This window comes from Streptomyces sp. NRRL F-2664 (assembly GCF_000719345.1).
Lineage (GTDB): Bacteria > Actinomycetota > Actinomycetes > Streptomycetales > Streptomycetaceae > Streptomyces.
In genome coordinates this window covers 49,627-71,914 of record NZ_JOFX01000036.1, presented here as the reverse complement: position 1 = coordinate 71,914, position 22,288 = coordinate 49,627, and the positions used below count along the sequence as shown (strand labels likewise).

The following is a 22,288-nucleotide window of genomic DNA, read 5'->3' as shown; positions in this document are numbered from 1 at the left end:
AACCTCATCCACCGAAGTGGACGGGGTATCAACTTCTGGCGTTGATTTTTGGCACGCTGTTGAGTTCTCAAGGAACGGACGCTTCCTTCGTACTCACCCGCTCGGGCTTTCCTCCGGGCTTCGTTCTGCTGTCCTGCGTTTCCGACTCTATCAGACTCTTTCGGGCCTGATTTCCTCGGTGCTTTCCAGGTTCTCGCTTTCGCGATTCCCTTTCCGGCGATTCCGACTCTATCAGAAGTTTTCCACCGGATTTCTCCGGCTGAATTCCTGAATGAGGAGTCGGGCGTACCCCGATCGGATCTTGACGTCCATGGGGTGAGAGAGACTTTAAACCATCGCTGCCGAACTTGTCCAGTTCGAGGCAACCGTTCGAATCTACCTCCCCGCTCGCTCCGTGTCAACGGCGTTTGCGGGACGACGAGGAGACTAGCAGTTCAGCCGGCTAGTACGCACATCAGGCTGCGGTCGGGAGCGTTGCCGTGCGGTCCGCGGCCTCGACGTCGCCGACTTCGCCGGCGCGGGTGGCCCTGCCGCCCAGGACGAAGACGTAGAGCAGGAACGCCGCCTCGGCGACCACGCCGATCGTGATCCGGGCCCAGGTGGGAAGGCCCGACGGGGTGACGAAGCCTTCGATCAGGCCGGAGACGAACAGGACCGCCGCGAGGCCGAGGGCCATGCCGAGGGCGGCGCGGCCCTCTTCGGCCAGGGCGGTGCGGCGGGTGCGGGGGCCCGGGTCGATGACCGTCCAGCCCAGGCGCAGGCCGGTACCCGCGGCCACGAAGACTGCCGTCAGTTCGAGCAGGCCGTGCGGGAGGATCAGGCCCAGGAAGACGTCGAGCCGGCCGGCGGACGCCATCAGGCCCAGGCCCACGCCGAGGTTGGCCATGTTCAGGAAGAGGATCCACAGCACGGGGATCCCCAGGAAGACGCCCAGGACCAGGCACATCGCGGCCGCCTGGGCGTTGTTCGTCCACACTTGCGCGGCGAAGGAGCCGGCCGGGTTGCTGGAGTAGTACGTCTCGTACTCGCCGCCGGGCCTGGTCAGCTCCTTCAGTTGCTCCGGGGCTGCGATGGCGCCCTGGACCTCGGGGTGCGTGGCTATCCACCAGCCGATGAGCACGCCCAGCGCGGTGGAGAGCAGGGCCGTCGGTATCCACCAGCGGCGGCTGCGGTGGACCGCGGCCGGGAAGCCCACGGTGAAGAAGAGTGCGGCGTCGCGCCAGCCGGCGCGGCGGGTGCCGGTGACCGTCGCGCGGGCGCGGGCCACCAGCTGGGTCAGGCGTCCGGTGAGCAGCGGGTCCGGGGCGCTGGACTGGACGAGGGAGAGGTGGGTGGAGGTGCGCTGGTAGAGCGCGACGAGTTCGTCGGCCTCCTCGCCCGTGAGCTTGCGGCCCCGGCCCAGGAGCTGTTCCAGGCGGTCCCATTCCGCGCGGTGTGCCGTGACGAAGACGTCGAGATCCATCCGGTGCGCTCCCCTGCCCAGGTCCCCTGGCCGCTGCCTATTCCTAGTGTGGTCAGCTTGGCAGACTGGATGCCGTAGGGGCGGGTCAGGTCACAGGAGAGGTGCTGGTGCTGCGGTGAGCGATCTGGTGACGGGGGACGCGGTCGTCCTGGGGCTGCGGCCGGCGAGGCTGCCGAGCCGTGCGCTGGCGATCCTCCTGGACCTGGCCGTGTACGTCACCGTGTACGTGCTCCTGACTGTCGGGCTGACCCTCGCGACTGCCTCGCTGGACCCGGCGGCGCAGGCCGCCGTCGGGGTGGCCTGCTTCCTGCTGCTGCTGGTCGGTGTCCCGATCGCGGTGGAGACGCTGTCGCACGGGCGCTCCCTGGGCAAGCTCGCCTGCGGGCTGCGGGTGGTGCGTGACGACGGTGGGCCGATCCGCTTCCGGCACGCGTTGGTGCGCGGGGCCCTCGGGGTGGTGGAGCTGCTGCTGACCTTCGGCACGGTGGCTGCCGTCGCGTCGCTGGTGTCGGTGCGCGGGCGGCGGCTCGGAGATGTCTTCGCGGGGACGCTGGTGGTGCGGGAGCGGGTGCCGGGGGCGCGGGTGATGCCGGTGCCGCCCCCGCCGCCGTGGCTGGCCGGGCGGTTCACGCAGCTGGACCTGTCGGCGGTGCCGGACGGACTGTGGCTGGCGATCCGCCAGTACCTGACGCGCATGAACCAGCTGGATCCGCAGGTGGGTGCGGCGATGGCGGCGCGGCTCGCGGACGATCTCGTGGCCCGTACGGGTGCGCCGCCGCCGGCCGGGGTGCCGGCCGCGGCGTTCCTGATGGCCGTGGTGCACGAGCGCCAGTCGCGCGATGCGGCCCGGGCCTTCCGCGCCGCGTCGGGCGTCGGCGCTCCGTCGGCGCCGGTACCGCACGGGGCACCCCACGGGCCCCTCGCACCGGCCGCGCCCGCGCCGCCGGTTGCGTCCGCGTACCCGCCCGGCGCGCCCGCGGCCCCGGCGGAGGTTCCGCGCGCCGGCGGGTTCGCGCCGCCGGCCTGAGGCGTCACTGCTCGGCGAAGTGCGAGGGCGGGGTCTCCAGGTGCTCCAGTTCGATGCCGGGGGCCGAGAGGACCACGTCCCCGGCGATGTGGACCGTGTGGACCTCGCCCGTGTCCAGGGCGGTGACCCGGTACTCGTCCACCTGGAGCGGTCCGCTGTCGGTCGGGTGCTCCACGCGGGCGACCAGTGCCCAGGCCTGGTCGACCGTACGGGGGGCCAGGACCGGGTCGGTGAGGGCGAGCAGCCGGACGCGGGTGGCGGGGGCGCCGGGGGTCGGGCGCAGCAGGCGGGCCGTGGCGACCAGGAAGGCCGGGGAGGTGCCGGTGAAGCCGGGGGCGGCGATGTTGCCCTCGGTGGCCTCGGTGCCGGTGGGGTCGGTGCGGACCCAGGTGACGCCGTCCAGGGCGGCTCCGCGGACCTGCCAGCTCGCGGCGTTGACCTCCAGGCGGATGGGGCGGCCGAGTTCGTCGATCGCGAGGTCGACGGAGCCGCGGTGGTCGCCGTCCGGGGTGGTGAGCTGGGAGACGTAGCGCCAGCCCGAGGGCCCGGGGGCGCAGTGGAAGTGCTCCTCGCCGAGGGGGGTGTGGTCGTGCGGGTCGTGGAGGGAGTAACGGCCGCGGGGCATGGTGCGCACGCTTCTTCGGATCGGGGATGCGGGGCAGGCCCCCGGCACGTGTGCCGGGGGCCTGCTCCAGGTACGTCCGCGGTCGATCGGTGGTGATCAGTAGCGGTAGTGGTCCGGCTTGTACGGGCCCTCGACCTTGACGCCGATGTACTCGGCCTGCTCCGGGCGGAGGGTGGTGAGCTTGACGCCGAGGGCGTCGAGGTGCAGGCGCGCGACCTTCTCGTCGAGGTGCTTGGGGAGCACGTAGACGTCGGTCGGGTACTCCTCCGGCTTCGTGAAGAGCTCGATCTGGGCCAGGGTCTGGTCCGCGAAGGAGTTCGACATGACGAAGGAGGGGTGGCCGGTCGCGTTGCCGAGGTTCAGCAGGCGGCCCTCGGAGAGGACGATCAGGACCTTGCCGTCGGGGAAGGTCCAGGTGTGGACCTGCGGCTTGACCTCGTCCTTGACGATTCCGTCGATCTTGGCGAGGCCGGCCATGTCGATCTCGTTGTCGAAGTGGCCGATGTTGCCGACGATCGCCTGGTGCTTCATCTTGGCCATGTCCGAGGCCATGATGATGTCCTTGTTGCCGGTGGTCGTGATGAAGATGTCGGCGATCTCCACGACGTCGTCCAGCGTGGCGACCTGGTAGCCGTCCATGGCGGCCTGCAGGGCGCAGATCGGGTCGATCTCGGTGACGATGACGCGGGCGCCCTGGCCGCGGAGGGACTCGGCGCAGCCCTTGCCGACGTCGCCGTAGCCGCAGACGACCGCGACCTTGCCGCCGATGAGGACGTCGGTGGCGCGGTTGATGCCGTCGATCAGGGAGTGGCGGCAGCCGTACTTGTTGTCGAACTTCGACTTGGTGACGGCGTCGTTCACGTTGATCGCCGGGAAGAGCAGGTCGCCGGACTGCATCATCTCGTAGAGGCGGTGCACACCGGTGGTGGTCTCCTCGGTCACGCCGCGGATCTCGGAGGCGAGCTGCGTCCACTTCTGCGGGTTCTCGCCGAGGGTGCGGTTCAGCAGGGTGAGGATGTGGGCGTATTCCTCGGAGTCCGCGGTGGACGGGTCCGGGGCCTCGCCGGCCTTCTCGAACTCGACGCCCTTGTGGACGAGGAGGGTGGCGTCACCACCGTCGTCGAGGATCATGTTCGGGCCGCCGGTGGGGGTGTTCGGCCAGGTCAGCGCCTGCTCGGTGCACCACCAGTACTCCTCCAGCGTCTCGCCCTTCCAGGCGAAGACGGGGATGCCCTGGGGGTTCTCCGGGGTGCCGTTCGGGCCCACCGCGATGGCGGCGGCAGCGTGGTCCTGGGTGGAGAAGATGTTGCAGGACGCCCAGCGGACGTCGGCGCCGAGGGCGACAAGGGTCTCGATGAGCACGGCGGTCTGCACGGTCATGTGCAGCGAGCCGGTGATGCGGGCGCCGGCGAGGGGCTGGGCCTCGGCGTACTCGCGGCGGATCGACATCAGGCCCGGCATCTCGTGCTCGGCCAGGGTGATCTCCTTGCGGCCGAAGGCGGCGAGGGAGAGGTCTGCGACCTTGAAGTCCATGGGTGCTGCTCCTCATGGTTCGAGAGGTGGGTACGGCTGGTCTGTGCGCCGTCCTGGGGACGGGACACCGAGCACAGTCCGTCGGGGGTCCTCTCTCCCCTCGGCCGGTCGCAGGGACCGCCCGACCCGCCATCAGCAGCGACGCCTGACACTGATGACGAATCTACACCGATCGGCGGTGGCGGCCCCAGTCGAACGGAGAACTGGGCGGGCCGGGACGCCGGGCCCGCCCGTGACGCCCCCACCCGGAGCACCTTTTCGGCCAGGCCGTAGTCTTCCGGCCGTTCGTACTGGTGGGAGGGGTGGGGAAGTCATGCAACACAGGCCTGGCCGACGGCGGGGGATCTGGGCGATCGCCCTGCTGGTGTTCGGGGTCGCGCTGGTCGCGGGTCCGATGGCGTACATGTTCACCCGGTTCGTCCCGGTGAAGCAGTTCAGCGAGAACATGCTGCCCACGCTCCCCGTCGGGAGCCTGCTCGTGATGGAGAAGGACCACGGTGGGGTGCGGCACGGCGACGTGGTCACCTACGATCCGGCCGCCTGGGGCTACGACGGCCCGTTCGTCGGGCGTGTCGTGGCGCTGGGCGGGGACCACATCGCCTACGCGACGGGCGACCGGACGCTGACCCTCAACGGGAAGCCGCTCGACGAGCCGTACGTGCGCGACGGCGATGCCGGGGCCGGCGGGGTGGCCTTCGCCGTCTCGGTGCCGCCGGGCCGGATGTTCGTACTGGGGGACAACCGCGGCAACTCCCAGGACTCGCGCTTCCACCCGGAGACCCACCGGGGGACGCTGCCGCTGGCCGCGGTGACCGGGATCGATTCCGGGATGCACGAGGAGTCCCCGCTGATGGTGGTCCTCGGCCTGCTCCTGTCCGCCGGGGTCTGCCTCCTGCCCCTGTCCCTCGGGCTGGGGATCGCCTCGCTCGTGGCGCGGCGGCGCAGGCCTGCCGAGGTGCACGGGCCCGTCTGGGGCGCCACGCGGGTGGACGTGCCGTAGTTCCCGCGCGTACGCCGAAGGCCCCCGCGGGCTGCTGCTCGCGGGGGCCTTCGGCGTGTGGACGGGACCTACTGGGCGGCCTCGGGGCGGTAGATGTCCGGCTCCAGGTAGATCACGCGGGCGATCGGGACCGCCTCGCGGATACGGGCCTCGGCGGCGTTGATCGCGTCGGCGACCTCGGTCGCGGTGTCGTGGGCCTCGACGGCGATCTTGGCGGCGACGAGCAGTTCCTCGGGGCCGAGGTGCAGGGTGCGCATGTGGATGACGCGGGTGACGACGTCCCCGTCGACGGCGGCGGCCTTGATCTTCTCGACATCCTCGATGCCCGCGGCCTCGCCGAGCAGCAGGGACTTGGTCTCCGCGGCCAGGACGATCGCGATGGCGATGAGGAGGACGCCGATGCACAGGGTGCCGATGCCGTCCCAGATGCCGTCACCGGTCAGCAGCGCCAGTCCGACACCGCCGAGCGCCAGAATCAGGCCGACGAGCGCGCCGAGGTCCTCCAGCAGCACCACGGGCAGTTCGGGTGCCTTGGCCCGCTTCACGAACTGCGTCCACGTCAGCTTCCCGCGGATCGCGTTGGACTCCTGGATCGCGGTGCGGAAGGAGAAGGACTCGGCGATGATCGCGAAGACCAGGACGCCGACCGGCCAGTACCAGGCCTCGATCGGGTGCGGGTCGTGGATCTTCTCGTAGCCCTCGTAGATGGCGAACATGCCACCGACGGTGAAGAGCACGATGGAGACGAGGAAGGCGTAGATGTAGCGCTCGCGCCCGTACCCGAAGGGGTGCTGCGGCGTCGCCTCGCGCTGGGCCTTCTTGCCGCCGAGGAGGAGCAGGCCCTGGTTCCCGGAGTCGGCCAGGGAGTGGACGCTTTCCGCGAGCATCGACGACGAACCGCTGAAGAGGAACGCCACGAATTTGGCTACAGCGATGGCGAGGTTGGCGGCGAGTGCCGCCACGATCGCCTTGGTACCGCCCGACGCGCTCATGGGTGCAGGGTGTCCTTCCTGGGGCCAGTGGCTTACGGCGGCACATTGTTGCAGCCCCCTGGGGCGGACGCCGTGTCAGACCACCACAGTGGCCCGGAAGACCGTGCCGTTTCCGGACAGTTCGACCTTTTCGTCCGCCGGCACGAAAACGGATTGGCCCGGCGTGAGGGCCAGTTCGCCGGCCTGTACGGAGCCGGCCGTGCAGAGCAGGATCTGCGGGGCGCCGTCCGGGAGCATCCGGGGCGTACCGCCGGGCGCGAGGAGGAAGCGGGAGAGCCGGAACTCGTCGATGGGGGCCTCGTAGACCTCTTCGCCGCCGTCCCCCTCGGGCCGCATGACGGTCGGGTCGCTCGGCTCGAACCGCACGATCTTCAACAGCTCGGGGACGTCCACGTGCTTGGGGGTGAGACCGGCGCGCAGCACGTTGTCCGAGTTGGCGAGGAGCTCGACGCCGAGTCCGTCGAAGTAGGCGTGCGGGACCCCCGCTCCGAGGAACAGCGCCTCGCCGGGCTGGAGTCGCACGTGGTTGAGCAGCATGGCCGCGATGACGCCGGGATCACCCGGGTACTCGTGCACCAGGGCGGCGTACGTGGCGTACGCGCCGCCGAGGCGTTCGGCGGCGGCCGCGGTCTCGGCGACCGTGCGGGCCATCTGCTCGCGGTCCGCGCTCAGTACGGCGGTCAGCACCTCGCGCAGCGCGGCCTCCTCGGGGTGGGCGCGCAGCAGGTCGGCGTACGGCTTGAGGGAGTCCACGCCGAGCCCCTCGAAGAGGTCCGCGGACGCCTGCGGGGACCGGAATCCGCACAGTCCCTCGAAGGTGGTGATCGCGCAGATCATCTCGGGCTTGTGGTTGGGGTCCTTGTAGTTGCGGTGGCCCGCGTCGATGGGGATCCCGCGCCGTTCCTCGTCCTCGAACCCGGCCTTCGCCTGGGCGAGGTCGGGGTGGACCTGGAGGGAGAGCGGGGCGCCGGCGGCGAGGATCTTGAAGAGGAAGGGCAGCCCGGGGCCGAACTTGGCCACGGTGGCGGCGCCGAGCTCGCCCTCGGGGTCGGCGGCGATGACCTCCGCGAGCGACCTCTCCCCCGCGCCGCGGTCGACGCGGGACGGGGCGCCCGGGTGGGCTCCCATCCACAGTTCGGCCTGGGGCTCACCGGTGGGTTCGACACCCAGGAGCGCGGGCAGGGCCGTGGTGGATCCCCAGGCGTAGGGGCGGATCGTGTTGGTCAGGCGGTCCATCGTCGTCTTCCTGGATAGATCCGGGCACGTGCTCGGGTCTCAGCTGTGTCCCCCGGAGGCCAGCGCCAGGTAGGCGGTGGCGAAATCCGTGACGGCGAGCAGTTCGGCGAGCTGTTCCAGCTCGGCGCCTTCCTCCGGTTCGAGTTCGCTGACGGCCGTGTCGTGGCTGAGGGCGAGCTCGCGGGCGGCGGGGGCGGCGGTGAGGCCGCCGGCGGGCCGGTCGCGCAGCAGGACGACGCGGGCGCGCAGGGCCTGGGGCTCGTCGACCCGGTCGCGGAAGAAGTCGTCGGGGTCGGCGCCGGCCGCGAAGGCGCCGGCGAGCAGGACGCCGTGGGCGGGCAGGGCCTCGGGGAGCGCGGCGGCCAGCGCGGGGCGGCCGGCCAGCTCGGCGAGGGTGGCGGCGAAGCGGCGGCCGGCGGGGCCGGCGCCGGTGCCCTCGCTCCAGATGAGCGGCAGCGAGTCCGCGAGTTCCGCGGCGAGGGTCTTGGCCGGGTTGGAGTAGGTGGCGATGGCCGGCCCGCAGCGTTCGGCCGTCCGGTCGAGCCGGTCGGCCACGAGTTGGAGGGTGTCGGGGGCCGCCGTGATCAGGCCGACCTTGTCGAGGAGCAGCAGCAGGGGCGTCAGCAGTGCCCACAGGGCGCCCGGTCCCGCGGCGGCCGACTCGTCGAACTCCTGGTACGGGGCCTTGGCCATCGGTACGAGGAGTCCGTGCGCGCCGTCGACGGCCTCGCTCAGCGGTGAGCGTTCGGGGGCGACGGCGACGACGGTGCAGCCGCGCCGGTAGGCCTGCTCGGCGAGTACGGCGAGCCCCGGCTCGGTGCCGTCGGTGGTGGCCAGGAGCAGCAGGTCGACGGGGCCGACCCAGCCGGGCAGCGACCAGCGCAGGGCCCCGGCGGCGTGGGCGACCCCCGTGGGGTCGAGCCGGATCACCGGCGCGGAGGCGCCGGCGAGAGCGCCGAGCAGGTCGGCGACCCCGGTGGCGGCGGAGCCGGGCCCGGCGATCAGGACCGCGCGGGGGCGGCCGTCGGGGCGCAGGGCGGCGATGCCCGCCTCGCTCGCGTGCCGGGCGGCGGTACGGACCCTGGCCCCGGCCTCGGCCGCGCCGCGGAGCAGCCCCCGTCGGTCGACGCGGGCGAGATCGTCCGGGGCGTCGAGGAGCGACTCGTCGAGCATGGCGGCCTCCGGCTGTTGGGTGACGGGAACCTGTCTGCGCGTGGCGCGGTGCGGTCGGGCGGGCGGCGGTCAGGCGGGGCGGCGGGCCTCGTCCACGAGGAGGACCGGAATGCCGTCGCGCACCGGGTAGGCGAGAGCGCAGTCCTGGCCGGTGCAGAGCAGCTCGGGGGTCTCGTCGGCCGACTTGTCCTCGAGCGGCGCGTGGCAGGCGGGGCAGGCGAGGATCTGCAGGAGGCCGGCTTCGAGCGGCATGGGGCGGGTTCCCTTCGGGGATGCGGGTGGGGCGTGGTCAGCGTACCCCTGGGGCTCCGCCGGTGCGGCCCGGGGCGGGCGGGGGTGGATCGGCCGCGTCGGGGGCTGGGACCGCTCGGGCCTCACCGGCCGGTCCGGGCGGCGGGGCTCCCGCAGGGAGCGCCTTTGACGGACTGCCCGGACCCGCGCTTCAAACGCCGGGGGGCCGACATGGCCGGCCCGCGCCGAAAGGCGCGGGCCGGCCCGATGTCAGGCGCGGATCAGGGCGAGGGCCTCGTCGCGGACGCGGGCCAGGGTGTCGGCGTCGCGGGCCTCCACGTTCAGACGCAGCAGCGGCTCGGTGTTCGACGCGCGGACGTTGAACCACCAGTCCCCGCCCGTGACCGTCAGGCCGTCCAGCTCGTCCAGGGTCACGCCCTCGCGACCGCCGAAGGTTTCCTTCACCGCCGCCAGACGGCCCGCCTGGTCCGCCACCGTCGAGTTGATCTCCCCCGAGCCCTCGTAGCGGTCGTAGGAGGCCACCAGAGCGGAGAGCGGCCCGTCCTGGCCGCCGAGGGCGGCGAGGACGTGGAGCGCGGCCAGCATGCCCGTGTCGGCGTTCCAGAAGTCCTTGAAGTAGTAGTGCGCCGAGTGCTCGCCGCCGAAGATCGCACCCGTCTTCGCCATCTCCTCCTTGATGAAGGAGTGGCCCACCCGGGTACGCACCGGGGTGCCGCCGTGTTCGCGGACGACCTCCGGCACCGACCAGGAGGTGATCAGGTTGTGGATCACGGTGCCCGAGCCGCCGTTGCGGGCCAGCTCCCGCGCCGCGACCAGCGCCGTGATCGCCGACGGGGAGACCCCCGCGCCGCGCTCGTCCACGATGAAGCAGCGGTCCGCGTCCCCGTCGAAGGCGATGCCGAGGTCGGCGCCCTCCGCCAGGACGCGGGCCTGCAGGTCGACGATGTTCTTCGGGTCGAGCGGGTTCGCCTCGTGGTTGGGGAAGGTGCCGTCGAGCTCGAAGTACATCTCCGTCACGTCGAGGGGAAGGCCCTCGAACACGGTCGGCACGGTGTGGCCGCCCATGCCGTTGCCCGCGTCCACCACCACCTTCAGCGGACGGATCGACGACAGGTCCACCAGCGAGCGCAGATGCGCCGCGTAGCCCTTCAGGGAGTCCTGCTCCGTCACCGTTCCGGGCGCGGTGCCCTCCGCCGCCGCCGGGGCACCGCCCTCGTCCAGCCAGCGCTCCACGAGGCCGCGGATCTGCGACAGGCCCGTGTCCTGACCCACCGGCGCGGCGCCCGCGCGGCACATCTTGATCCCGTTGTACTGGGCCGGGTTGTGCGACGCCGTGAACATCGCGCCCGGCAGGCCCGACGACCCCGACGCGTAGTACAGCTGGTCCGTCGAGCACAGGCCGATCAGCGTCACGTCGACGCCGCGCGCTGCCGCGCCCCGCGCGAACGCCGCCGACAACCCCGGCGACGACGGGCGCATGTCGTGTCCCACCACGATCGCCGACCCGCCCACGACCTCGACGAACGCAGCACCGAACAGCTCCGCCAGGGACTCGTCCCACTCGTCCGGCACGACACCGCGCACGTCGTACGCCTTGACGATGTTCGAAAGATCTGCGGCCACTGCCTGCCCTCCTGAGGTTCTGTGCGGGTTCGGCAAACCTACCCTGAACCCGCGGCCGCACCCCAGATGACCCGAGCGTCAGGAATCGGGCGAGCGGAGGACGCGCAGGTGTCCGCGGCGGGTCTCGCCGGTGGCCCGGCCGCCCGTGCCGGTGCCACCGGACCCGGCGGCGCGGCCCGGCGGGCGCGCGGCTTCGCGCACGGCGTTGGCCAGGGCTTCGAGGTCGTCACCGCTCGGGCGGGACGGACCGGAACCGTCGGACAGCCGGACGACCTCCCAGCCCCGCGGGGCGGTGAGGCGCTCCGAGTGCTCGGCGCACAGGTCGTAGCAGTGGGGTTCGGCGTAGGTGGCGAGCGGGCCGAGAACTGCGGTCGAATCGGCGTAGACGTACGTCAGTGTCGCGACGGCAGGGCGGCCGCACGCGGTGCGCGAACAGCGACGTACAAGGCTCACGACGTTGGACGGTACCGCACTCTTGACCGGGCCGCGACGACTCCACCGCTGCTCCCTCCCCCGTGTCGCCCTCGGAGCTACCCTGCGGGGGTGACGGACACCCCTCTGCCCCCGTGCCCCGCCGAGCCCCCCGCGGGGGGTCCTGTCGAGCCCAGAACGCGCCGGCGGGACCGGCACGGGCGGGGGATGCGCGGTCCGCTGGCCCCTCCCCAGGTGCCTCTGGCGGCGAGCCGGGCGGAGCTGTTCGGGGACCTGGTACGGGACTCCGTCGAGCGGCTGGAGCGTCGCTGGCCGCAGCTGTCGGACGTGGAGTTCCTGGTCGGCGACGTGCCGGGGCCGCCGGGCGGCCCGGACGGCGGGTGGAACGACGAGGCGGTGCCGCTGGGCGCGGTGTCGGAGTCCCGGCAGGGGCGGCCGGCCCGGATCGTGGTCTTCCGGCGGCCGGTGGAGATCCGCACGAAGTCGCGCGACGAGAAGGCGATGCTGGTCCACGAGGTCGTGGTGGAGCAGGTGGCGGAGTTGCTGGGCCTCACGCCGGAGACGGTGGACCCCCGCTACGGCCAGGACTGACCGGGGTCGGGCGGTCCGGCGCGGCGGGGGCCGGACCGTCACCCGGTCAGGACGGAGAGGTCCTGGCGGGCCTTGGGGACGGACACCGTGGAGTGGTCGTCGGAGAGGCCCTGGACGGTGAACATCGGGATGCCGTCGCCGGCGAGGGCGAGGGTGCGGGCCGCGTGGACGGGTCCGCCCGAGAGGGTCTCGACGGTGAGGGCGTAGGAGCCCTTCCCGCCGGCGGGGGCCAGCGTCAGCGTCTGGGTGGTGCCCGCCTTGACCGTGACCTCCTGGGAGGCCGCTTCGCCGCCGCCGGTGCCGGGGGACGCCGTCACCCTGACCTTCGCCTCGGCGCTCGGTGCGGTCAGCGACAGCTGGGTGGCGTTCTCCTCGGGCCGGTTGTCGGCGACGGTCGCCCGGGCGCCGACCGGGCCGGTGGCCGGGATGAATCCCAGTTCCTGCTTGGTGCCGCTGCCGCGGACCACGCGCAGCGCCGCGACGAGGGGGGTGGCCTTCCCGGGGTCCTTGGGGGTCAGCATCAGCGAACCGGGCTCGCCACGGGTCAGGTCCTTGAGGTCCATGACCGCGGTCATCCCGCCCTTGACGTGCAGCTGCTCGCTGCCGGCCGGGTTGATGGGGCCGCCCGGCCCGGCCAGGCGCAGTTTGAGGTCCGCGTCCTCCTCGCCCGGCACGAAGGCGACCAGGCGTACGGAGGCCGCGTCCGCCGGGATGCCGGGGAGCACCAGTGAGCCCGCCGGGTCGGTGGACGCGGGCAGCCAGTCGGCGCCCACGTTCTCCTCGGCGACCTGCACGGAGGCCCCCACACGGCCGGCGCGGGTCGTCACGTGCGCGGTGGCGTCGGCGAGCTGGGTGGCCGGGAGGAGGGAGGAGAGCAGGACGGTCTTGGTGGACCTGGCGTCGACGCGGATGTTCTCGCCGGCGCCGGCCTCGGCCTTGGCCATGCCGTCGGGGCCGAAGAGCGTGATGTCGACGACGGCGGCCGCGTCGTCGGGGTTGGTGAGGTGGACGTAGTCCTCGCGTCCCTTGGCGGTGCTGACCCCGGGGAACCAGAAGTCGGTGCCGGGCGCGGTGCAGCCGACGCCGAGCACGCCGCGGGCGCGGCCGACGGAGACCTTGGTGGTCAGCTGCGCCGTCCAGCCGGGGGCGAGGGACCCGTCGGCGCTGCCGGTGAGGGCGGGTGCGTCGGCTCCGTTGGCGGTGGCGCCGACGGGCTTGCCGGGTTCCTTGGGCTCCACGACCGGTTTGGCGTCCTTGTTGGCGCCGAGCAGCCGGGCCGAGCCCTTGCCCGCGCCGGCGGGTCCGCCGGGTGTGAAGGAGGTGTACGTGGTCTCCGCGATGTCCGAGGAGCTCGGCCCCGGGCACACCAGCAGGGAGCGTTCCACCGGCATCCGGGCCGAGGCGGCCGCGGGCCGGCCGTCGGACGGCCCGGCCGCGGGGTCGGGCGCGGTGAGGGCGGCGACGCCGGTGAGGGCGGCCAGCGCCGCGGTCACGGCCGCGAGCGTCAGGGGTGCGCGCTGCTTCACTGCTGGGTGCTCCCGTCAGGACGCGGTTCGTGCTGGGGGTGGACGTCGTGGGGTGGGTACGGCTCGTAGGGCGCGTACGGGTACGGCTGGTGCTGGGGGTGCTGCTGGTGCTGCTGCGGGTAGGGGGTGTCGTGGGCGCCTTCGCCCTGCTGCTCGTATCCGGAGTACTGCTGCTCGTACGGGTACTGCTGCTGGTGCTCCTGGGGGTGCTGGGGCTCCTGCGGCTCGTACATGTAGCCGCCCTGGCCGTCGTACGGCTGGTAGGCGTAGGAGTCCTCGCCGTACACCGGTTGCGCGGGGATCTGCGCGTACGGGTCGGCGGCGACCGCGGTCTCCACCGGGCCGGGGGCGGCGTCCGCCTCGGCCCCGGCGCGGAGCCTGCGCGCGCGGCGGCCTTCGCCGGTCTCGCCCGGGCCGGGGCGGGAGGTGGCGGCGGCCTCCTCCTCGGGCAGGTCGTCGTCGAGCCGGGCCCGCCGTCCCGGCAGCGCCATGACCAGCAGGACCAGGGCGAGCAGGCCCTGGGTCCAGTTCCAGGCGGTGCGCAGCAGGGAGCCCTCGTGGACGAGGTCGAGGCGGCCTCCGGCGGCGGGGAGTTCGAATCCCTGGGCCCACCCGTCGAGGGTTTTGGCCTTGAGCGGCTTGCCGTCGAGCGTGGCCTGCCAGCCGGCGTCGGCGCGGTCGGCGATGCGCAGGACCCGGCCGGCCTCGCCGGCGGGGATCGTGCTGTGGGCCTCGACGGGGCCGGCGGCGACGGGGATCGGGGCCTCGCCCTGCCGGGCGGGGACGATCACGGCGCGCGGCAGCCAGGGCTCGACGCCCCACAGTGCGGTGCCGTCCTGCTGGTGGCGGCGGCTCAGGCCCGGGGTGGCGTCGAGGACGCGGCGGATGTCCTCGGGTCCGCCGGGGCGGAACATCACGAAGCGGATGGCGTAGGCGCTGAGCTGGCTGGACTGGTCGGCGCCGGAGCCGGCGACGAGGTTGGAGACCACCTTGTCGAGGCGGGGGTCGTCGCCGGTGCGGGCAGTGATCTCGGCGTCGCCGAGGCGGCCGCCGGGGCCGCGGACGAGGCTGTAGGAGACCTCGGCGGGCCCGTCGGGGTCGAGCAGCAGGGTGCGGGTCTGGTTGTCGTCGCCGCTCGCGTCGGCGACGAAGGCGGGCACCTGGACGGGGTCGCGGCGCTGCAGCGGGCCGTCGGCGCCGGCGACCATCCAGGTGGCGGCGGCGATGAGCGGGCCGGCGGCCGCGGCGAGGGCGATGAGGGCGGCCACGGGCTGGCGCCAGCCGAAGTTGCGGGCGGCGACGCGGTGCTTGGCGCCGTCGGCGCCGACCGTGGCGGCGGCGAGGAGGGCGAGTCCGTACACGAGGGTGGCGGGGCCGGCCCAGGCGGTGCGGTTGGCGAGGACCGCGAGGAGGAGGGCGGCCAGGGCGGTGGCCCAGGCGGTGCGGACGGCGAACTGCCGGTCGGAGCGGAGCAGGGCGGCCAGGGCGGCGAGGACGATCCCCACGAGCAGCAGGCGGGCGCCGGTGCCGGGGCCGCCGGGGCTGATGCCGAGGAGGTCCAGGGCGCCGGCGGAACCGGCTCCGTAGGGCAGTCCGGCCTCCTGGAGGAAGCGGCCGGGGTGGGTGAGCAGTCCCAGCGACCAGGGGGCGAGGACGAGGAGGGGGACGGCGAGGGTGGCGAGCAGCCTGAGGCCGTACGTCTTCCACTGTGCGCGGCGCAGGACGAGCGCGGCCGTGCCGAGGAGGGCGGCGAGCGGCCAGACGAGCGGGGTGAAGGCGGTGGCCAGGGTCAGCAGGAGGGTGTACGTCCACACCGCACGCCGGCCGCCCCGCTGGTCGCCGGCGGTGGCGCCTTCGCCGAGGTCGAAGGCGGCGACGGCGGAGCGGGCGGTGAGGGGGAGCACGACGGCGAGGACGGCGGTGCCGAGGCGGCCGCCGGCGAGGGCTCCGGTGACGGCGGGGAGGAAGGCGTAGGCGGTGGCGGCCCAGGCGCGCAGCAGCCGGGATTCGACGAGCGGCCGGGAGGCGAAGTACGCGGTGAGGCCGGCCAGGGGGACGGACCCGACGAGCAGGAGGGTCAGGGCGGCCTGGGTGGAGCCGAACAGCAGGGTGGAGAGGGCGCCGAGGGCGGCCAGGTAGGGCGGGGCGGAGGCGGTGGAGCCGGTGCCGACGGGGTGCCAGCCGTCGGTGTGGGTGCTCCAGAGGTCGAGGCCGCTGTCGGGGGCGGGCAGCAGGGCGCCGCCCATCAGGGAGCCGCCGCCGATCAGGGCGCGGCAGGCCGCGACGGAGACCAGAAGGAGCAGTGCGAGGAGGAGGGGTGCGGGGTTGCGGGCGATCCGCTTGAGGCGGGCGAAGCGCTCGGTCTCGTGGTAGTCGCCGTCCTCGCCGGGTGCGGCCAGGATGCTGCCGCCGCCGTGCCGGCCGGCGGGGGCGGGGTCGGTGTGGCGGTCGCCGCCGAAGTAGCCGGCGAGCTGGTCGGCGTTGGCGCGCAGGGAGGCCCCGGGCGGGGGGAAGAGCCCGCGCAGTTCGGAGGCGGGGACGGCGGGCCGGCGGCGGGCCCTGCGGGCGGCGAGGAGGCGGCCGGGGCGCAGCAGGGTGGCGAGGAGGCCGGTGATCTCGTCGACGGCCTGGCCGGGGGCTTTGCCGATCAGGTAGGCGAGGGTGCGCAGGACGGTGCCGAGGACGACGCGCAGCAGGACGTAGGGCAGGGCGCGGCCGGAGCTGTTGGCGAGGATGGTGTAGACGGCGCCGGCCTTGTCGACGCGGTGCGGGCCGGCGGTGGTGCGGCCGGCGCAGTCGATGGTGCGGCGTTCGCGGGCGGAGGCCTCCGCGTGGCGCATGACGGCGTCGGGGGCGACGAGGACGGTGTGGCCGGCGCTCTGGGCACGCCAGCACAGGTCGACGTCGTCGCGCATGAGGGGCAGACGCCGGTCGAAGCCGCCCAGTTCGTCGTAGACGTCGCGGCGGACGAGCATGCCGGCGGTGGAGACGGACAGGACGGGGCGCACCTGGTCGTGCTGGCCCTGGTCCTGTTCGCGGCGGTCGAGTCCGGTCCAGCGGCGGCCGCTGCGGGCGATGGTGACGCCTGCTTCGAGGAGCTGCTTCTTGTCGTACCAGCCGCGCAGTTTGGGGCCGATGACGGCGGCGTCGGGGTTCTCGTCGGCGACGCGGAGCAGTTCGGTGAGGGCGTCGGGTTCGGGGGCGCTGTCGTCGTGCAGGAGCCAGAGCCACTGGACGGGTTCGCCGTGGGGGAGGTCGGGGAGGTCGTAGGCGTCGTCGCGCCAGGTGCGGCTGACGGGGTCCCAGCCGCTGGGGCGCTTGAGGTACGGGAGGTCCTCGGGGCCCAGGGTGCCTGCGGTGCGGGCGCATTCGTCGACGGCGGTGCCGAATCCGGTGCGGCGGGCGAGGTGGAGGACGCGGTCGTCGCCGAGGGCCTCGGTGAGGAGGCGGGCGGACTCGTCGGCGCTGCCGGTGTCGGCGGCGACGTGGTTCTGCGCGGGGCGTTCCTGGCCGAGGAGGCCGGCGAGCGTCCGGGGCAGCCAGCGGGCGCCGTCGTGGGCGACGAGGACGGCGGTGACGACGTGCCGGGGGAACTCTGGTGTGTCGGGGGCCTGGTAGGAGGCCGTCGACTGGCTGTGCAGGGACATCGCGGTACGGGCCCTCCGGCGGGGGGTCCGGGGGTGGTGTGCCCTCGGAGGCTGCTGGACAGCGCCCCACCCTAACGGCTGCCACAGCAACGGTCCGCCTCCTGCGGGGAAGGTGCAGGAGGCGGACCGTGTGCGGTGCTCCTCGTCCGGCTGTGCGTCGTGCCGGAGAGGTCTTGCTCGGATATTCGGATATGTCGTGCGGGGTGCTGCGGCTGCCGGGGCGGTGGTGCTCCGGGGGGTGTCAGACGGCTGCCTTCTTCAGGCGGCGGCGCTCGCGCTCGGACAGGCCGCCCCAGATCCCGAACCGCTCGTCGTTGGCGAGGGCGTACTCAAGGCATTCGGACCGGACCTCGCAGGCGAGGCAGACCTTCTTCGCCTCGCGGGTGGAGCCGCCCTTCTCCGGAAAGAAGGATTCGGGGTCGGTCTGGGCGCACAGGGCGCGCTCCTGCCATCCGAGCTCCTCGTCCGCTTCCTCGACCAGCAGTTCCTGAAACAGCTCGGTCATGTGCGCCCCTCGCTCTGTTGGTGCGTCCCCGTGGTCACGTCGTCACTCATTGCTACGTAACGACACGAGTGAAATTACAAGTGCGTGGCTCCGGGGCAGTCAAGCCGAGATCTGCTATTGGGCCCCTTATTCACTCTGCGGAACCAAGCCTATGCAGAAAGTGTTCATATCGCCAAAAATCGTGACACATGCCACCGGGGTCATGAGATGTCACCTTCACCCGTTATCCACGCGTCACCTGGAAGCGGGGTTGCGGTCGGCAAGGAAGAGCGGCGCAGATCACATTCAGGTCACGATGGCGAGATCAGGTTTGAACCCCGGCGCAGCGCAAATGCCCCACTCTTCGTTGCACAAACCTTTCTCCCGGAACGGCAACCGGATGAGGTGAAACTTTTACCCCAAACCGGACATTGGGTTGACAGCTGGACCCGGCACCCGTTCTCCTTGTTCGCATGTCAGCGCCCGCAGCCGCCACCCGGACCCCCATTCGTGGGTTCCTGCGCGCTGCCCAGGTTCGCTGTTGCTGTTGCTGCTGTTGATGCCCGTGGAGCCCCGGCTCCCCAGAGCTCCGGCCCTCCCCCACAGCGACCGCCAGCACGACTGACATCCGTCGAGGTACCCCCCGATGAACAGCACCACCAGCGCCACCGCATCCGCCGCTCCCGCGACCGTCGAGAGCGACCTCCAGATCGCCGGTGACATCCTCGCCGTCCAGCACCTCCTGCAGCCCGCCCGCGAACACCCCGCCACCGTGGCCGAGTTCGTCGGCCTCGCCCGCTCCATCGCCGAGGACCGCGCCTCCTGGGAGCACCTCGTCCAGTACGACGCCACCACCCGCTGGTACCACCGGCTGCGCACCGGCCCCGGCTACGAGGTCTGGCTGCTCAGCTGGGTCCCCGGCCAGGGCAGCGGGCTGCACGACCACGGCGCCTCCTCCGGCGTCCTGACCGTCCTGGAGGGGGAGCTCACCGAGCACACCTCCCGCGGCCGGCTCGCCCACCGGGCGGGCGCCCAGCGCGTCTTCGCCCCCGGCTACGCCCACGAGGTCGTCAACGACACCCTCGAAGGCGCGGTCAGCCTCCACGTCTACTTCCCCGGCCTGACCGAGATGCCCATGCACAGCTGCTCCCCGGCCGAGACCGAGTCCGTGCCCGCCTGACGGTCCCGGCCCGCCGCCCGCGGGCCCGGCTGACAGACTGTCCGCATGCGCATTGTTGTTCTGGCCGGCGGTATAGGCGGCGCCCGGTTCCTTCGCGGACTCAAGTCGGCGGTGCCCGACGCGGACATCACGGTCATCGGCAACACCGGTGACGACATTCACCTCTTCGGGCTCAAGGTCTGCCCCGACCTGGACACCGTGATGTACACCCTCGGCGGTGGCATCGACGAGGACCAGGGCTGGGGCCGCGCCGACGAGTCCTTCACGGTCAAGGAGGAACTCGCCGCCTACGGGGTCGGACCCACGTGGTTCGGCCTCGGGGACCGCGACTTCGCCACCCACATCGTCCGCACGCAGATGCTCGGAGCCGGCTACCCGCTGAGCGCGGTCACCGAGGCCCTCTGCGACCGCTGGCAGCCCGGCGTCCGGCTGCTGCCCATGTCCGACGACCGGGTCGAGACCCACGTCGCCATCACCGAGGCCGGCACCGGCGAGCGCCGGGTCATCCACTTCCAGGAGTACTGGGTCCGGCTGCGCGCCTCCGTCGACGCGGAGGCCGTCGTACCCGTGGGAGCCGAACAGGCCAAGCCCGCACCCGGCGTGCTGGAGGCCATCGCCGCGGCCGACGTGATCGTCCTCCCGCCGTCCAACCCCGTGGTGTCCGTGGGCACCATCCTCGCCGTACCCGGCATCCGGGAGGCCGTGGCGGAGGCCGACGCCCCCGTCGTGGGCCTCTCCCCCATCGTCGGCGGGGCGCCCGTGCGCGGCATGGCCGACAAGGTGCTGGCCGCCGTCGGCGTCGAGGCCACCGCCGCCGCGGTCGCCCTGTACTACGGGACGGGGCTGCTCGACGGCTGGCTGGTCGACACCGCCGACGCGGACGCGGTCGGCGAGGTGGAGGCCGCCGGGATCAGCTGCCGCGCGGTGCCGCTGATGATGACCGACCTGGAGGCCACCGCGGCGATGGCCCGGGCCGCACTGGAGCTGGCGGAGGCCGCTCGGTGACGGGTGTGCCCTCGTACGAGGTGCGGGCCGTCGAAGGGATACCGGAGGTCCGGCCGGGCGACGACCTGGCGAAGCTGATCACGACGGCGGCGCCCGGTCTGCGGGACGGCGATGTCCTGCTGGTCACCTCGAAGATCGTCTCCAAGGCCGAGGGGCGGATCGTCCGGGCGGACTCGCGCGAGGCGGCCATCGACGCGGAGACCGTACGCGTGGTCGCGCGCCGGGGCGCGCTGCGCATCGTGGAGAACCGGCAGGGCCTGGTGATGGCCGCGGCCGGGGTGGACGCCTCCAACACCGCGCCCGGCACGGTGCTGCTGCTCCCGCAGGACCCGGACGCGTCCGCCGCGGCGATCCGCGCCGGGGTGCGCGACGCGCTCGGCGTGGACGTCGGCGTGGTCGTGACGGACACCTTCGGGCGGCCTTGGCGCAACGGGCTGACGGACGTGGCCATCGGCTCCGCCGGAGTGCGGGTCCTGGAGGACCTGCGCGGCGCCGGCGACACCCACGGCAACCCCCTGAACGCGACGGTGGTCGCGACGGCGGACGAGCTCGCCGCCGCCGGCGACCTGGTCAAGGGCAAGGCGGCCGGCCTGCCGGTGGCCGTCGTACGCGGACTGGCGCACGTCATGGGCGAGGGCAGCGCCGCGCGGGACCTGGTGCGCTCCCCGGCCGACGACATGTTCCGGCTGGGCACCTCGGAGGCGGTACGGGAGGCCGTGACGCAGCGGCGGACCGTACGGGCCTTCACGGCGGAGCCGGTGGACCCGGGCGCGGTGCGGCGGGCGGTGGCGGCGGCCGTGACGGCCCCGGCGCCCCACCACACGACGCCGTGGCGGTTCGTGCTGCTGGAGTCCGAGGCCTCGCGGGTGCGGCTGCTGGACGCCATGCGGGACGCGTGGATCGCGGACCTGCGGTCGGACGGCAAGTCCGAGGAGTCCATCGCGAAGCGGGTACGGCGCGGGGACGTCCTGCGGGCTGCCCCGTACCTGGTGGTGCCGTGCCTGGTGACGGACGGTGCGCACCACTACGGGCACGCCCGGCGGGACGCCGCCGAGCGGGAGATGTTCGTGGTGGCGATGGGCGCGGGCGTCCAGAACCTGCTGGTCGCGCTGGCCGGTGAGCGGCTGGGGTCGGCGTGGGTGTCCTCGACGATGTTCTGCCGGGACGTGGTGCGGGAGGTGCTGGAGCTGCCGGACGACTGGGACCCGATGGGGACGGTGGCGGTCGGCCACCCGGCGGCGGCGCCGCCGCGGCGGCCGGGGCGGGCGGCGGAGGACTTCGTCGAGGTCCGCTGACGCCGGCGCCTGCGGCGTGCGCGTCGGACCGCTCCCCGCCCCCGACCTGCCGCGGGGGCGGGCCGCCGGCCTCCGGCGAGGTGCGGGGTCGGCGCCCGCCGCCCCCGGCCACGCCCTAGAAACGGCCGATGTCGCTGCGGTACATCCGCGGGGCGCGGCGGGGCGGGGTGCGGCCCGCGAGGAGCACGAGGCGGGCGGCCCGGTGGCGCTGGCCCGCGTACGGGGCGAGCAGCTCCAGCATGGCGGCGTCGTCGGCGTCGCGGTCGCCGGCGAGGGCGTAGCCGATGATGCCGGGCAGATGCAGGTCGCCGGTGGTGACGGCGTCGGGGTGGCCGTTGCTGCGCTGCAGGGTCTCCGCGGAGGTCCACGGGCCGATGCCGGGGACGGCCTCCAGCCGTCGTGCCGCCTCGGGCAGGTCCATGGCAGCCGCCTCCTCCAGGCGGTTCGCGACGCGTACGGCCCGGACGATGGTGTCGGAGCGTTTGGCGTCGACCCCTGCCTTGTGCCAGTCCCAGGACGGGATCATCGCCCAGGTACGGGGGTCGGGCATGACGTACAGGTCCTGCCCGTGGGGGCCGGGTGCCGGTTCGCCGTACTGGCGTACGAGGCGGCGCCAGGCGCGGTACGCCTCGTCGGCGGTGACCTTCTGTTCCAGGACGGTGGGGATCAGGGACTCCAGCACCAGGCCGGTGCGGGTCAGGCGCAGGCCCGGGCGGGTGCGGTGGCTGGCGTGCACGAGGCGGTGGCGGGGGACGAAGACGGCCGGGTCGTCGCCGGCGCCGAGCAGCGCGGGCAGGTGGTCGAGGAGCCAGGCGGCGCCGGCGCCCCAGGCCTCGGCGTCGATCTCCGTGCCGGACCGGGCCACGCGGAGGGTGGCGGGGCCCTCGGGGGTGCGGGTGGCGCGCCACACGGAGCCGTCGGGTGCGGCCCGGAAGGTGGGGTCGCCGGGGCCGCGCCGGAGCGGGCCGAGGGTGAGGCCGAGGTCGACGGGGCCGTCCGGCGCCCACCGGCGCGCCGTTCCTCCGAGGCCGACGTGGCTCCCCCGCCCCGGCGGGACGGCGGTGCGCCCGCCGCGCACGACGGTCCGGTTGAGGGGTTCGAAGCGGCCGGCCATGTATCGAGCCTAAGCGTTCCGCCGCGCCGCCCGGTCTGCGCAAGCCGGGCCCGTCCGCCCGGCGGGCGGGTGCCTCAGGGGGTGGACGGGC

General features: G+C 73.4%; 19 protein-coding genes. 6 read left to right on the top strand and 13 right to left on the bottom strand.

Features of this window, described 5'->3' with window-relative positions; translation table 11 throughout:
* Nucleotides 1-454: 454 nt before the first annotated feature.
* On the bottom strand, nucleotides 455-1,462 hold the full coding sequence (locus tag IF89_RS0126695) for a stage II sporulation protein M (protein ID WP_030773216.1): 1,008 nt from the start codon (nucleotides 1,460-1,462) through the stop codon (nucleotides 455-457).
* A gap of 115 nt (nucleotides 1,463-1,577) precedes the next feature.
* On the opposite strand from IF89_RS0126695, the gene IF89_RS0126690 reads away from it, so the two are divergent.
* Nucleotides 1,578-2,489 (top strand): RDD family protein, encoded by a 912-nt coding sequence (locus IF89_RS0126690; RefSeq protein ID WP_030773213.1) that lies wholly within the window; start codon nucleotides 1,578-1,580, stop codon nucleotides 2,487-2,489.
* 4 nt (nucleotides 2,490-2,493) lie between these two features.
* Here IF89_RS0126690 and IF89_RS0126685 read toward each other — a convergent pair whose 3' ends face one another.
* Nucleotides 2,494-3,114 carry a hypothetical protein gene (locus IF89_RS0126685; RefSeq protein WP_030773211.1) on the bottom strand — a complete coding sequence of 207 codons (621 nt, stop codon included), beginning with the start codon at nucleotides 3,112-3,114 and terminating at the stop codon, nucleotides 2,494-2,496.
* Nucleotides 3,115-3,210: 96 nt separating this feature from the next.
* A complete protein-coding gene (gene ahcY / locus IF89_RS0126680; protein ID WP_030773209.1) occupies nucleotides 3,211-4,647 on the bottom strand; it encodes an adenosylhomocysteinase in 1,437 nt (478 codons plus the stop codon).
* A 313-nt stretch (nucleotides 4,648-4,960) separates the two neighbouring features.
* On the opposite strand from ahcY, the gene lepB reads away from it, so the two are divergent.
* Nucleotides 4,961-5,647 (top strand): signal peptidase I, encoded by a 687-nt coding sequence (gene lepB / locus IF89_RS42460; protein ID WP_030773206.1) that lies wholly within the window; start codon nucleotides 4,961-4,963, stop codon nucleotides 5,645-5,647.
* A gap of 68 nt (nucleotides 5,648-5,715) precedes the next feature.
* Here the strand turns inward: lepB and IF89_RS0126670 are convergent, their stop codons facing one another.
* The 6 genes from IF89_RS0126670 to IF89_RS0126645 all read right to left on the bottom strand — a co-directional run bounded on the left by IF89_RS0126670 (nucleotide 5,716) and on the right by IF89_RS0126645 (nucleotide 11,376).
* Nucleotides 5,716-6,639, bottom strand: coding sequence for a cation diffusion facilitator family transporter (locus tag IF89_RS0126670; RefSeq protein WP_043194429.1), 924 nt, complete (start codon nucleotides 6,637-6,639; stop codon nucleotides 5,716-5,718).
* 75 nt (nucleotides 6,640-6,714) lie between these two features.
* Complete coding sequence (manA, locus tag IF89_RS0126665) at nucleotides 6,715-7,875, bottom strand: mannose-6-phosphate isomerase, class I (RefSeq protein ID WP_030773200.1); 1,161 nt, start codon at nucleotides 7,873-7,875, stop codon at nucleotides 6,715-6,717.
* 39 nt (nucleotides 7,876-7,914) lie between these two features.
* Nucleotides 7,915-9,048 carry an SIS domain-containing protein gene (locus tag IF89_RS0126660; protein ID WP_030773197.1) on the bottom strand — a complete coding sequence of 378 codons (1,134 nt, stop codon included), beginning with the start codon at nucleotides 9,046-9,048 and terminating at the stop codon, nucleotides 7,915-7,917.
* Nucleotides 9,049-9,117: 69 nt separating this feature from the next.
* Nucleotides 9,118-9,300, bottom strand: a complete 183-nt coding sequence (locus IF89_RS0126655; protein ID WP_030032543.1) for a Trm112 family protein — start codon at nucleotides 9,298-9,300, stop codon at nucleotides 9,118-9,120.
* A gap of 249 nt (nucleotides 9,301-9,549) precedes the next feature.
* Nucleotides 9,550-10,923: a phosphomannomutase/phosphoglucomutase gene (locus tag IF89_RS0126650; protein WP_030773192.1), complete on the bottom strand. Its 1,374-nt coding sequence runs from the start codon at nucleotides 10,921-10,923 to the stop codon at nucleotides 9,550-9,552.
* A 78-nt stretch (nucleotides 10,924-11,001) separates the two neighbouring features.
* Nucleotides 11,002-11,376, bottom strand: a complete 375-nt coding sequence (locus tag IF89_RS0126645; protein ID WP_030773189.1) for a DUF3499 domain-containing protein — start codon at nucleotides 11,374-11,376, stop codon at nucleotides 11,002-11,004.
* A 90-nt stretch (nucleotides 11,377-11,466) separates the two neighbouring features.
* On the opposite strand from IF89_RS0126645, the gene IF89_RS0126640 reads away from it, so the two are divergent.
* Nucleotides 11,467-11,946, top strand: coding sequence for a metallopeptidase family protein (locus tag IF89_RS0126640; protein WP_420706965.1), 480 nt, complete (start codon nucleotides 11,467-11,469; stop codon nucleotides 11,944-11,946).
* A gap of 38 nt (nucleotides 11,947-11,984) precedes the next feature.
* Here IF89_RS0126640 and IF89_RS0126635 read toward each other — a convergent pair whose 3' ends face one another.
* The 3 genes from IF89_RS0126635 to IF89_RS0126625 all read right to left on the bottom strand — a co-directional run bounded on the left by IF89_RS0126635 (nucleotide 11,985) and on the right by IF89_RS0126625 (nucleotide 17,624).
* Entirely contained in the window at nucleotides 11,985-13,472 is a 1,488-nt protein-coding gene (locus IF89_RS0126635; RefSeq protein ID WP_030773183.1) for a DUF5719 family protein, read from the bottom strand.
* A complete protein-coding gene (locus IF89_RS0126630) occupies nucleotides 13,469-17,119 on the bottom strand; it encodes a glycosyltransferase family 2 protein (RefSeq protein ID WP_078628533.1) in 3,651 nt (1,216 codons plus the stop codon). The genes IF89_RS0126635 and IF89_RS0126630 overlap by 4 nt, the downstream gene beginning before the upstream one ends.
* 241 nt (nucleotides 17,120-17,360) lie before the next feature.
* The gene (locus tag IF89_RS0126625; RefSeq protein WP_003983763.1) at nucleotides 17,361-17,624 is read right to left on the bottom strand and encodes a WhiB family transcriptional regulator; all 264 of its coding nucleotides are present in this window, start codon (nucleotides 17,622-17,624) and stop codon (nucleotides 17,361-17,363) included.
* Nucleotides 17,625-18,249: 625 nt separating this feature from the next.
* Between IF89_RS0126625 and IF89_RS0126620 the strand changes: the two genes are divergently transcribed.
* Genes IF89_RS0126620 through IF89_RS0126610 form a run of 3 tightly spaced genes read left to right on the top strand, consistent with a single transcriptional unit; the run spans nucleotide 18,250 to nucleotide 21,083 of the window.
* Nucleotides 18,250-18,783 (top strand): cysteine dioxygenase, encoded by a 534-nt coding sequence (locus IF89_RS0126620; RefSeq protein WP_051807656.1) that lies wholly within the window; start codon nucleotides 18,250-18,252, stop codon nucleotides 18,781-18,783.
* Nucleotides 18,784-18,828: 45 nt separating this feature from the next.
* Nucleotides 18,829-19,788 (top strand): 2-phospho-L-lactate transferase, encoded by a 960-nt coding sequence (gene cofD, locus IF89_RS0126615; protein ID WP_030773176.1) that lies wholly within the window; start codon nucleotides 18,829-18,831, stop codon nucleotides 19,786-19,788.
* Complete coding sequence (locus IF89_RS0126610; protein WP_030773173.1) at nucleotides 19,785-21,083, top strand: coenzyme F420-0:L-glutamate ligase; 1,299 nt, start codon at nucleotides 19,785-19,787, stop codon at nucleotides 21,081-21,083. The genes cofD and IF89_RS0126610 overlap by 4 nt, the downstream gene beginning before the upstream one ends.
* Nucleotides 21,084-21,198: 115 nt before the next feature.
* On the opposite strand, the gene IF89_RS0126605 is transcribed toward IF89_RS0126610, so the two are convergent.
* Nucleotides 21,199-22,197: a DNA-3-methyladenine glycosylase family protein gene (locus tag IF89_RS0126605; protein WP_030773170.1), complete on the bottom strand. Its 999-nt coding sequence runs from the start codon at nucleotides 22,195-22,197 to the stop codon at nucleotides 21,199-21,201.
* Nucleotides 22,198-22,288 lie beyond the last annotated feature (91 nt).